The organism is Candidatus Sarmatiella mevalonica (assembly GCF_016751895.1).
GTDB classification, from domain to species: domain Bacteria; phylum Pseudomonadota; class Alphaproteobacteria; order Rickettsiales; family Rickettsiaceae; genus Sarmatiella; species Sarmatiella mevalonica.
Map to the genome: position 1 here is coordinate 1 of NZ_JACVVM010000006.1, position 12,730 is coordinate 12,730.

9 protein-coding genes and 2 pseudogenes are annotated in these 12,730 nt (G+C 37.4%); 3 read left to right on the forward strand and 8 right to left on the reverse strand.

Annotated features, from left to right (window positions below; genetic code table 11):
- Positions 1–364: 364 nt before the first annotated feature.
- Positions 365–514, forward strand: a pseudogene (locus Sarmat_RS07265) (IS5/IS1182 family transposase); the annotation flags it as partial.
- Positions 515–735: 221 nt separating this feature from the next.
- Here the strand turns inward: Sarmat_RS07265 and Sarmat_RS07270 are convergent.
- The 8 genes and pseudogenes from Sarmat_RS07270 to Sarmat_RS07275 all read right to left on the reverse strand — a co-directional run.
- Positions 736–846 (reverse strand): helix-turn-helix domain-containing protein, encoded by a 111-nt coding sequence (locus Sarmat_RS07270; RefSeq protein ID WP_202148997.1) that lies wholly within the window; start codon positions 844–846, stop codon positions 736–738.
- Positions 847–986: 140 nt separating this feature from the next.
- A complete protein-coding gene (locus Sarmat_RS01020; RefSeq protein ID WP_202148998.1) occupies positions 987–1,142 on the reverse strand; it encodes a hypothetical protein in 156 nt (51 codons plus the stop codon).
- A gap of 171 nt (positions 1,143–1,313) precedes the next feature.
- On the reverse strand, positions 1,314–3,731 hold the full coding sequence (gyrB, locus tag Sarmat_RS01025) for a DNA topoisomerase (ATP-hydrolyzing) subunit B (protein ID WP_202148999.1): 2,418 nt from the start codon (positions 3,729–3,731) through the stop codon (positions 1,314–1,316).
- A 114-nt stretch (positions 3,732–3,845) separates the two neighbouring features.
- Entirely contained in the window at positions 3,846–4,670 is an 825-nt protein-coding gene (locus Sarmat_RS01030; protein WP_202149000.1) for a hypothetical protein, read from the reverse strand.
- 237 nt (positions 4,671–4,907) lie between these two features.
- A complete protein-coding gene (locus tag Sarmat_RS01035; RefSeq protein WP_202149001.1) occupies positions 4,908–6,134 on the reverse strand; it encodes an MFS transporter in 1,227 nt (408 codons plus the stop codon).
- 329 nt (positions 6,135–6,463) lie between these two features.
- Positions 6,464–6,667 (reverse strand): transposase, encoded by a 204-nt coding sequence (locus Sarmat_RS06760; RefSeq protein WP_244127087.1) that lies wholly within the window; start codon positions 6,665–6,667, stop codon positions 6,464–6,466.
- Positions 6,668–6,682: 15 nt separating this feature from the next.
- Positions 6,683–6,844 carry a hypothetical protein gene (locus Sarmat_RS06765; protein ID WP_244127089.1) on the reverse strand — a complete coding sequence of 54 codons (162 nt, stop codon included), beginning with the start codon at positions 6,842–6,844 and terminating at the stop codon, positions 6,683–6,685.
- A 33-nt stretch (positions 6,845–6,877) separates the two neighbouring features.
- Positions 6,878–7,063: pseudogene (locus Sarmat_RS07275) on the reverse strand (IS630 transposase-related protein); the annotation flags it as partial.
- 299 nt (positions 7,064–7,362) lie between these two features.
- Between Sarmat_RS07275 and mfd the strand changes: the two are divergent.
- Both mfd and uvrB read left to right on the forward strand, forming a co-directional pair.
- Complete coding sequence (mfd, locus tag Sarmat_RS01050; RefSeq protein WP_202149002.1) at positions 7,363–10,707, forward strand: transcription-repair coupling factor; 3,345 nt, start codon at positions 7,363–7,365, stop codon at positions 10,705–10,707.
- The gene (uvrB, locus tag Sarmat_RS01055) at positions 10,697–12,694 is read left to right on the forward strand and encodes an excinuclease ABC subunit UvrB (RefSeq protein WP_202149003.1); all 1,998 of its coding nucleotides are present in this window, start codon (positions 10,697–10,699) and stop codon (positions 12,692–12,694) included. Before mfd ends, uvrB begins: the two co-directional genes overlap by 11 nt.
- The last annotated feature ends 36 nt before the right edge of the window (positions 12,695–12,730 follow it).

Sequence of the window (12,730 nt, forward strand, 5' to 3'; positions counted from 1 at the left end):
TTATCTCATAGATATCGCAATAAGCGTAGGGGTTATAATCTAAAGTTTAATATTGTTGCTGGAATTGTTAATTTCAAAAATGATTTCGTTAATAAATTACTTGCCGCTTGATGCTAAAATAATCACGAACAACCTTCTTCACCCCTCGCATTGGCTAATTGTTAATTAAATACTTACGCAAGAGGTCTACTGTGTAAAAAGAGTATTATTTGGTCTAAAGGAAAAATTTTCAAGGTTAGTAAGGATTTTAGCTGACCAAGGTTGCCAAGGAGATTTACAGAAGTGGTTATACCCACGCTCATGGTAGTTTGCTTACCATTGTTAAGCCTAAGCTGGCACTAAGTGCTTGCAGGTGCAACAGTAGAGATGGCTTGTAGAGCACTCATTCGCTTGGCTTGGTAACTTTAGAAGATTGTCAAAAGATTGCGAAATAACCACCTCTTCAGCTAAGGCTTTTGTACAATTGGTTTTTACAAAAATTATGATGAAAAACTTATCGCGTGGTTTTACGTGACTGGTTCTTACTTTCTTACTTACGCAACAGCTCTAATGTAGAACACAGCGTTTATAAGAGTTCTTATAGGATACTTACGACTCTTACCATAATTTCCACAGTTAAAGTTGTGTTTAAGCAGATCCCACTGCTTATCCGTCAAGTCGCTTGGATAAATTTTCATAATGCCTACCTCCATAGAGGAATTATAACATACTTAGGCTAAACTATGAATACAGGCTCTAATTACCTTCGGTTTTATATCTTGCGACCCAATTCCTTACTGTATTTGGTGATATCTCAAATTTTAATGCAGCTCTATTGCAGCTATTACCTTTATTTACATAATTCATTACTTTTTATGAAAATCTTGACTATAGGATGATTGCATTTTCTTTTTATTTTATCGCATTATATACTCAAATTTCAACTTAATTTACTATAGTTTTTCACTTGCTTCCATATAAGGTAAAATCTTTTTTATAGCTATAATTTAACACTCTAGCAGCAATGGGCTTATTCCAAAGCTATTACCTATGACTTCTAGTTTGGTGTTAGGATTATTTTTTACAAATAGCTCAATTCTATTTACCGCATTGCCGTGTATTCCAAAAACTTCGGATGCTTCTTTTTGCGTTCTACTCTTCAATCTTCACTATATGGTTTTGTTGACATTTTTCCTTTGACATACCATATCTCTTTACCTAATGCAAGGTGGTTTACTACATACCATATCTCAATCGCTAATTCAACTTACTTTACTATACGCGAGGATTCGAGTATTAGGCTGACGAGGACGGCAGTCATCAGGAGTAGAGGATTAAACATCCAATCTACTCTTTAATGCATTTTCTTGTATAAACACTCTTCTTGGATCAACAATGCTGCCCATCAAGGTGGTTATCATATCACTTGTAGAGTCTTCATTATCAATACGCACTTGGAGCAACGCTCTGGAAGTAGGGTTAAGTACAGTTTCCCAAATCTGCTCTGGATTCATCTCTCCTAGCCCTTTGAAACGTTGAATAGACACTCCTTTTTTTACAAAATCCATAATATACTGCATCATTTTTATTGGTAGGGCATGATGGCATTCATGATTCTTCATAAAGAGTTTAATTTGGTTATGATGCGCGAAGAATGGCATGAGGGTTCTTGCTTGATTATTTAAAGCTTTTATTTCCATAGATTCTAGCTGCTGCAACGACAAGAACATGGAATTTTTTAACCCTCTAATGAATCTATAAAATTCAATGCGATCTTCGTGCCAATGTACCTGCCAGTCAGTTTTATCTAAATGAGTGAAATCATTGCATAGAGCAATGGCTTCTTTAATGGCATGTTCGCTATTACTACTGAGAAGGCGAGCGTTTAACAAATCTCTTAAGGCCAACACTTCTACAATGTTAAGATCAAAATTGCCGCGCAAGTTATTTACCAGATGATCAAAATGAATCAAGTCAGCAATAAAATTACGTAACTCCTCAGAGTTCAAACTACTACCATCAGCCAAAGTAACGTTTGCATCTTGCGCTGCGTTTTGAATCAAATAATCGTGGAACTGCTGCTCGTTCTTCAGATACACCGAGTGATTTCCTCGTTTTATTCTATATAATGGAGGTTGTGCGATATATAAAAAACCCTTATCTATCACAGCTCTCATATGTCTATAAAAGAATGTGAGGAGAAGGGTACGAATATGCGAACCATCAACATCTGCATCAGTCATAATTACAATTTTATGATATCTGGTTTTGGCTACATCAAAATCTTTATCACCAATCCCAGTGCCGAGCGCCGTAATGAGTGTGCCTATTTGCTCAGAGTCTATCATTTTATCAAATCTAGCCCTCTCGATGTTCAGAATTTTGCCGCGCAATGGCAAGATAGCCTGGAATTTTCTATCTCTACCTTGCTTTGCGGTACCTCCAGCAGAATCTCCCTCAACTATAAATACTTCCGATTTTGCCGGATCGCGTTCTTGGCAATCAGCTAACTTACCAGGTAGATTAGAAATTTCAAGCGCTGTTTTTCTACGAGTTAACTCGCGCGCTTTGCGAGCAGCTTCTCTCGAAGCAGCAGCTTCAAAAATTTTATTAACTATATTTTTAGCATCATGCGGATTTTCTTCAAGCCATTCCACAACTTTATTATACACTGCTTGTTCTACGATGGCTCTAGCTTCTGCGCTCACTAGTTTATCTTTGGTTTGTGAAGAAAATTTAGGATCCGGCAGCTTTAATGAAAGTACGCATGAAAGACCTTCCCTACTATCTTCTCCTATTAATGTTAATTTATTTTTCTTATACGCATTGTTATTATCAATATAGAAAGCTACAGCTCGCGTGAGTGCGTTTTTAAAGGCGCTAAGATGCGTCCCCCCTTCTTTCTGGCGAATGTTGTTAGTAAAACAAAGAATATTCTCATGGTAAGAATCGTTCCATTGCATTGCAAACTCAACGCTGGCAGCTTCTTGAGTAAAGACAGACATGATCATTTTAGTATGTACTGAGCTTTTTGCCTTATCTAAATAGCGAACATATGCCTCAATCCCACCAACGAAATTAAAAGAGGATTGTTTAGCATCAATAGAACGTTTATCTATTAAGTTAATGGCGATGCCGGAATTTAAGAAGGCGAGCTCACGTAATCTATTCTCGATAGTGGTAAAATCAAAGTCAATTTTAGTAAAAATTTGAGCAGATGGAAAAAAAGTTATAGAGGTGCCCTGTTTGCTCACGCCATGACGAATCATTTTTAGTGGCTCTACACTCTTTCCAACTTCAAAGCGCATAAAATATTCTTGATTATCCCTATAAATGGATAACTCTAGCCAGTCTGAGAGAGCGTTTACTACAGAAACCCCCACTCCATGCAACCCACCGGAGATTTTGTATGAATTCTGATTAAATTTACCACCGGCATGTAATTGGGTCATAATAACCTCAGCGGCCGATATCCCCTCTTCTTCATGCAGATCTACCGGAATACCTCGGCCATTATCGCATACCGTTACAGACCCATCAGCATTGAGCGTGATATCAACATGATTACAATAACCAGCGAGAGCTTCATCAATGGCATTATCTACTACCTCGTATATCATGTGATGCAAACCTGATCCATCAGATACATCTCCGATATACATGCCGGGTCTAACCCGCACCGCTTCAAGCCCTCTTAAAACCGTGATGGAACTTGCGTTGTAGTCTTGTAACTCTTCTTCTTGGTCTTTCATATACAAATAATTTCTTTTTAAACTGAAACGATGCAGTGGTTAACGAACTAAGCTTGAAACTATCAAGTACTTAAAAAATTATATATTAGGTTGTGTCTTAATCAAGGCTTATTGTTACCATGCGTATTTTTTATTTTGTTTTAGCCCTATAAACACTAAGTACATAGTCCAAAGACCGCAAATAGATGACAAGCCAGAGGGTAAAAAGAGCAGAGGCGCACCACTAAAAATTGCCAAACTCATAATTGTCCTGAATGGTAATAGCCTTCTTTGTACGATGAGCGTGAGTGCGTATATAAAAAAACAACGCATAATAAATGAACACAAGGTGATGAAAGTGTGTGCAGCTACACCGAGGGTTAGTTCGCATATCATTAAAAAATGCATGTAGTATTGAGTGCATCTTAGCGCGATGGATTTGAGCATTGTATGATCGAAGGTAATGAGATCTTGGTTGGTATTCCCATTGATAGTTTTAAGAAGAGTTGGGTAAGTATAATTAAAATGCAAATACTCGCTCGATCTATCTCGTAGTATTAATTCTATATGTTTAGATTCCACCTTCAGCAGAAAATGTATATTCAATGCGTGGTGTTGTGATTGATCATCCTTTTGATTCTTTACATCATAACTTTGTGATGAATTAAGCAATTTAATATGAGAAATTTCATCAGATGTCGTAACAAGCGAAGAAAGATATGCGTTAGAATAAAGAGTAGATATTTGTTGTAAGTGTTCGTCAGGTTGAAGGTTAATGATAACCGCATCATCGCCATTGAGATTTTGTATGGTTTGTTTGTATAGAGTATCCGAAACGCTCATACTCTGGGTTTGTTTGTTGTAATACATCACTGGCATTTTGGCGATAATGCTATTGATGTTCTTTTGTATATCACTCTTGTTCGCGTCATTCTTTAATGCATCTTCTATATGCGACAAGTTACAAATAACTGGAAGTAATTGAAAAAACAGAATACATAAAAAGGATGAGTATATAACATGGCTCAACCCACGCAGATTTTTTTGCTTAGTGAGTTTGGCGTAAAATTGCGCGGAAGTTAATGAAGAATATATGCAGGATGCAAAATATTTTAGAGAATAAATGCAAGCCGTACAAGACTCTATAAAAATGTTGAATATATAATTGTTTCTCATGCGTTTTTATGTGTAATAAATTTAAGTATGGTAATGATCTTTACTATAGAACACCGCTAAAAACCCGATAACACAAACTGCAATAGTATAAAATGCAGGGGAGCTGGTTATGCCAGTATAATGTATCAAACTTTCTGAGATCATAGGAATGGTACCGCAAAATAACGCAACGCCTAAATTATAACAAAAAGCTGATGCGCGATATCTTGCCTGTGCTGGAAAAAGCTGTAAAACCCAACCAAGGCCAAAGGATGCGTATAATTGGCTTACACCAGTGAAAATAATTTGCGCCATAGTTATTAATTTAACATCTCCAGTTTTTAATATCCAGAAAAAAGGGAATGCACAAAATGCAACTAACACTGCCCCTAACATCATCATTTTCCATACTAAGTATTTCCTGCTTAACATGCCCACTAGCACGCCTAGAGTGCCTAAACATATGAAGCTAGCTATATTCATTAACAGCATGGTTGGTTTATTAATCAACCCTCTAGATAGCAGATAAGATGGCGCAAAGAGCGTTGCTGTATAAAATGGCCCTACAGACATGGCCGCTACTGCAATTGCACAAATAGATGATCTGAGATATTTGTTCCATAAAATGGAAAACTCAAAAATATTTATACTTTTTGCATCCTTTGCTTCAATTTTGGTGTTTGGTAGATAGAGTCTAGCATACCAGCCTATAATTCCCACCACTCCACCTAATATAAAAGGGCAGCGCCAACTCCAACTTGGCAAGGGTAGTAGTAGAAACATCAGGCTTACTGCGGAAGCTAAACATCCGCCTATAGTGGCAGAAGCGCTTACTACTGCCGTAACCAAAAATTTATATTTAGATTCGCTATTTTCTAATACGGTAATGCCCGCTCCGTGATATTCTCCGCCGGCCGAAATGCCTTGTATTAACCTAAAAAATAATAAAGAAACTGGTGCTATCACGCCAATGCTTGCATACCCTGGTAAGAAACCAATAGATAAAGTAGCAAGTGCCATACCTATCATAGAGCAGGTGAGTGCAGTTTTTCTACCAAATTTATCACCTACAATACCTAAAAACCATCCGCCGAAGGGGCGAGTTAAAAACCCAGCGGCGAAGGCTGCATACGCTTGTAGATAAGACAGCCATGCATGTTCTGATGGAAAGAAGATGGGTGCAAATAGCGGGGTTAACAACCCAAACAATAAAAAGTCATAAAACTCTAGAACATTGCCGATGCTAGCTAAGATCAAAATACGCTTCATTTCATTTATCCTGCGGAAAGTTAAATAGAGACGGTTGAACGCATGTTCACCGCTGCCATTATACATGTGACTCTTGTTTAGTCAACCTTCTGCTTGAAGAGTTTTTATAGTTTTTGGTATTATTTTTGTCACGTTCATAGACGCTGTCATCAGGAGATCTTAAGCCAGAGTGCAAGGCATCGAATATGGGCGGCGGTGAGGAATGAAGTAGCATTTTTAGCATATATAGTAATTTAGGTTGAAGTAGGTATTTTAAAGAAATAAGAAATAGCCTCATATAATTGATCAAATTCAGTAATTTGATTTTTAATCCATCGTTTCATATTAGCTCAAAATTTCTCTATTGGATTCAGATCTGGTGAATATGGAGGCAAAAAAATGATCTTGCAATTTACTGATTCAATCAATTCTTTTGTCTTCTTAGATTTATGAAAAGAAGCGTTGTCCATAATTACAACTTGGCTGGACTTTAATTCCTTAATTTGAAATATTCTCCACCCAGCTTTCAAATAATAGTGTATTGCATGGACCATTAAATACCATAGGTGCTATTGATTTATTACAAATTTTTGTGCAGCTATTTTCAATAGACCTCTTTCGAAACTCGCTCCTGATGGCAACTGTGGCGACGCTGTCGATGCTCGAGTCCTTACGTACTTCATGTACGCTGCGGCTCTGTGCTTCGTATGCTCCTCGCATTTGCTCATCATGAGCGAGTTTCGAAAGAGGTCTAATGTCATATTTTCATTTAATTTAACGTAATTTTCAAGCGCTTCTAGATCAATTTTTCTTTTTGAACTACCTCGTTCTTTGCAAGATAATTGCCTTCTTTTTTTATATTTTCGGTACCACCTTCCTATTGCTGATACACTTATTTTAAATAATTTAGATGCTTGGTCATAACTATTCCCAGCTTCTAAATATTCTACTACTTTTTCTCTTCAATCATTGCTATAGCTTTTTGTCATTTTTCCTTTCATTATAACGAAAAACTATATCTAATTCAACCTAAATTACTATACAATTAAACGGAATGATGCATCTATCCTATCACAGCTTATCTCCTGACGACAGTACCTAGCATAATCAAAGAAAAAGAAGTATAGTTATAAAAATTATATTTTATGCATAATTTATGCTTATTCATTGCACTCCATATACTAAGCCATTCTGTTTATACACCTTTTTGCAGAAGCATGAAGGGAGTTACCTATATTTAGTAAATAACATGGAGGAAGCCAGGTATTACCAGCAAATTCTTCAGTTTTTTCTACCGCAGGCACCTCTTGTATTTGAAGATTTCGACACCACTCCACAAGATCTTATATCTCCTAGCAAAAATTTATGCGCTAGTAGAGCCAGGGTATTATCGGAATTAATTTTAGGGGCTCATCGGCCAAAACTACTCATCACTACGGCTTTTAATTTATTGCATATATTGCCAACACCTACTTTATTTAAAGAGTATTGTATTTCTTTAGAGTCGGGTCAAACCTTTGATCTAACTGATCTTAAAAATGCGCTCATAGCCTCTGGTTATACTAGAGAGTCTGTGGTAAGCGATGTGGGAGAGTTTTCTATTGCTGGTGATATATTAGATCTTATTACGGCGAGCGATGCATATCGCATTAGATTTTATCATGACCTTGTAGAATCAATCAAAATATTGGATACAGAAACTCGCATTTCTAATGACGAATTAACAAAAATTATTATTCCTCCCGTATATGAGCTTACTTTTTCTACGGCAAGCGTGGAACTTTTTAAAAAACAGTACATTCAACTCTTCTCCGAGCCAAACACTTTTTACAATAAGATTACTAACTATCAAAGAGCTCATGGATGTGAATTCTGGTCTGGTTTATTTTATCATCAAAAAGCTAGCTTATTAGATTATATGCCGGCTCAAACAAAACTGATAGTAGAGCCATTAGCGATGAATGGATTAAGGGAGTATACGCAGAAATATAATCATTTTGCAAGCATGCAAAAGACACCGGTTTTGCCGTTTGTTTTTGCCTATCATAATTTAGAGCAAGTTACAGCCAACATTCAAACAGACGATGTTATATCATTTGACAATATTGATAGTATACCTCTTTCTAAACTTGCGCTAGGTTATGAACAAATGCAAGGAGCAAATGAAAGCGCAGAATCGCGAGTGTACATGGAGTTAAGTGAGGATTCACACATCGACAGCGACGTGCAGTTGGCATCAGGAATAGAGTTATGTGAGAGGTCTAATGATTTAGATGGTCCTTCTGATGTTTCTGTCTACTTTAAGTATTATTCTAGGGTAGTAGTAGGATCAGATTTTCTGCCATCGTCTATAGAGAAGTTAACGCATTACTTTCAATACTACAAACACCCCGTGAATGTTATTAGTTATTATCACGAAGCGAAGCTTGGGCATGTGAATATAGCACCATTTTTATTAAAACGCTTCTTTGCCGCAGATGGCACTTTATTTCTTTCGCAAACTCAATTCATAAAAAACAAATCTCTTCAGAAACTTGCTAACAAGGAACAAAAACATCATCATAAAGTTAGCAACTTCAAAAATCTTTTAGTAGAGTTAGATTCCTTTAAAACAGGAGATTTAGCCGTACACACTAGCTATGGCATAGGCAGCTTCCAAGGAGTAGAGACGATTATTACTCAAGGTAGAACATATGACTGCATAAAGATGATTTATGCTGATGGTGACGTGCTGTATATACCAGTAGAGAACATTGCAGAGATCAAAAAATATGATGGCGATGGGGCATTAGACAAACTAGGCGTGGGGGCGTGGCAAAAACGCGCAGCTAAAGTAAAGGAAAGACTGAACGAAGTAGCGATGCGTTTAATGCAAATAGCAGCTAAGCGAGCTATGTGCGTTACAGATGGCATAGAATATGATTTAGAAAAATATGAAAAATTCTGTCAAAAATTCCCTCATGCAGAAACTCAAGATCAGGCTAGAGCTATTGATGATATAGAACAGGATCTGAAGAGCGGCAGATTAATGGATAGATTAATTTGCGGTGATGTTGGTTTTGGCAAAACTGAGGTAGCTATTAGAGCCATATATCTAGTATTACATAATAAAATGCAAAATCATCCGCAGGTTTTAGTTGTAGTTCCAACAACCATTTTATGCAACCAGCACTATCAGAGGTTCTGTGAGCGTTTTGTTGATTGTGAAGTGAGAATAGCAACTCTTTCGCGTCAACTAAAATCATCACAAAGAAACCAGATTAAAGAACAAATAAAAAATGGTGAGGTAGACTTAGTGATAGCAACTCATGCAATTTTTGGTAAAGACGTTGAGTTTAAAAATTTATGTTTATTGATAATAGATGAAGAACAGTCTTTTGGTGCATTACAAAAAGAACACTTTAGAGATGTAAAATCTCAAGTACACACGCTCAGCTTATCGGCAACGCCTATACCCAAAACATTACAGATGTCTCTTTTAGGTTTAAAGGATTTAAGTATCATCTCATCACCACCATTAAATAGGATGGCCGTTAAAACTCATCTCGTGCCTAATGATAAAGCGATGCTGCACCAAATTCTTTTAAAAGAGAAACGGAGGGGTGGGGCTAGTTTTTATGTTTGCCCTAGGGTGAGTGATATAGAGCAGATAGAGAGTTTTATTAAAGATTATGTGCCAGAAGTGACCTATGCAATTGCTCATGGTAAAATGAGTAATGCCATAGACGGCATTATCACAGATTTTGCACAAGGTAAGGTGGACGTGTTAATATGCACCACTATCATTGAATCTGGTATAGATCTTCCTAACGCGAACACGCTAATCATACATAAAGCTAACTACTTTGGTTTGCGTCAACTTTATCAGCTAAAAGGTAGAGTTGGTAGGAGTAATGTGCAGGCCTGCGCATATTTTGTAGTGGAAGATGGAGAGATGAGTAGCAAGGCTATGCATAGAATAGAGGTGATGCAAAATACTTGCGCCTTGGGCAGTGGTTTTATGATAGCTAATCATGATATGGATCTGCGAGGCTTTGGTAATTTAATAGGACAAGAACAGTCTGGCAATATTCGAGAAGTTGGTATCGAACTCTATACTCAAATGTTGGAAGATGCAATCGCTGCTCTTAAGCATGAAAAGGAAGTATTAGATTTTACTACTAGTATAGATTTGAACTTAAATTTGATGATACCTAGCTCTTATGTATCGGATATTGATTTAAAGCTTGGGCTTTATAGAAGGATGGGTAATTTGAAAAATGATGAAGAGATAGAATATTTTAAGGATGAGATGTTAGATAGATTTGGCGCAATACCACAAGAGTTTTGTAATTTACTAGACGTGATTTCTATCAAGTGCAGGTGCAGCAAATTGTTTATCACAAAACTTACGTGCTGTGCAGATGGATTGGCCTTCTCATTCCATCAGCAGAAAGATTGGGCTGGAAAGTTAGATGTCTTTTTTCAGGAGCATGCAAAATATATCGTATTCAAACCAAATAACACTTTTATTTATAACTTAGGAAATACCGAACATGACCTACTCAGCGCAGCCAAATACATCATCTCTCAAATAGAAAACTATGTCGCTTGATTTATCTTCTAATTACTCTCTTTCTAAGCAACAAGCTTATGTTGTAGATGCTCTGTGCGAGGGGATAGGGCACGGCTATAAGTCTCAAGTATTACTGGGCATTACAGGTTCTGGCAAAACCTTTACTATGGCTAACATAATTAGCAAAACTAAACGTCCCGCCTTAATCATGACCCATAATAAAACCTTAGCTGCGCAAATTTATTTGGAGATGAAAGAATTATTCTCCGACGCGGCGGTTGAGTATTTTATTTCATACTATGATTATTTTCAGCCTGAAGCTTATATAGCAAGAACCGATACCTTTATAGAAAAAGATTCTTCAATTAACGAGCAGATAGATTTAATGAGACACTCCGCCACTCGCTCTATGATGGAGCGGGAGGATGTAGTGGTGATCGCATCTGTTTCTTGTATATATGGCCTTGGTTCACCAGAGTTATATTATAACAGTGTAATAAAGCTGGAATTAGGAAGTAAATATTCTAGAACAGAGCTTATTCATCAGTTGTTATGTTTGCAGTACAGCAGAAACGACATAGAGTTTAGTCGCGGCGCTTTTCGCGTGCGCGGCGATATCATAGATGTGTTTCCAGCACACTCGCAGGATAAGGCATGGAGATTGATTTTTTTTGATGATGAATTGGAAACTTTGCAAGAATTTGACCCATTGATGGTAGGGCAGTTTACGCCGCTCAAGTCTGTTGTGATTTATGGTAATTCACATTTTATTACTTCTAAACAAACAATTGATCGAGCCGTAATAGAAATTCAAAAAGAGCTTGCGCAGAGATTAGAGTTCTTGCGCAAAGAAGATATGCTGCTTGAAGCAGCGAGGCTAGAACAGAGAACGAAGTATGATATTGAGTTGTTATTAACCACAGGTAGCTGCAAAGGCATAGAAAATTATTCGCGTTTTTTTATTGGTAATGAGCCTGGCACGCCCCCACCAACACTTTTTGATTATTTGCCACCTAACGCGCTGCTGTTTATAGATGAAAGCCACATCATGGTTCCGCAGATTAGGGCTATGTATAATGGTGATAGAGCGAGAAAGGAGAGTTTGGTGCGTCATGGCTTTCGCCTTCCATCTGCTTTAGATAACAGACCATTAAAATTTGAAGAATGGGACGAGCGTCGGCCGTATACGGTTTTTGTTTCGGCTACCCCAAGTGAATTTGAACTAAAGGAGTCTAGTAATACTGTAGAATTGTTAATTCGACCTACTGGCTTGCTTGACCCAGAGTGTTTTGTGCGACCTGTGCGATATCAGGTGGATGATTTGTTGGCAGAAATTCGTATCGCGAAGAGTAAGGATTTAAGAACATTAGCGTTGACTCTGACTAAAAAAATGTCTGAAGATTTGACGGAATATTTAGTTTCGTTAGGTATTAAATGCGCCTATCTACATTCGAACATTCAGAGCTTGGAGAGGATGGAAATTATTAATAGCTTAAGATCCGGCGAAATTGATGTTGTGGTTGGAATTAATCTCTTGAGGGAGGGGCTAGACATACCCGAGTGCGGATTGGTTGCTATTTTAGATGCAGATAAGGAAGGTTTTTTGCGCTCTAAAACATCTTTATTGCAAATTATAGGGCGCGCAGCACGAAATAGCCTGAGTAAGGTAGTGTTGTATGCCGATAGTATCACGCAATCTATGGAGTATGCACTGGAACAGACGAGGAGGCGGCGTGAAATTCAGCAGCAATATAACATTGAAAATAATATTACCCCTACTACAGTTCAAAAGAATCTGATGTCAATTGGATTGATGGAGGGTAAGGCAGAAGTGGATAAGAAGGCTATGCAAAGGAGAGTAGAGCAGAGGGTAAATCAGATTTTAGAAGAGGGCGGCGAAAGAGCGGAGATGGAGTTAAAAAAATTAAAAAATTTAATGAAAGAAGCGGCGAAAAATTTAGAATTTGAGGAAGCGGCGGAGTATAGAGACCAAATAGCTCAACTAGAAAAAGCATTATTGCTATAAGCCTTGTTGTTATAAGTAGGAGGTTATTTATTTGCT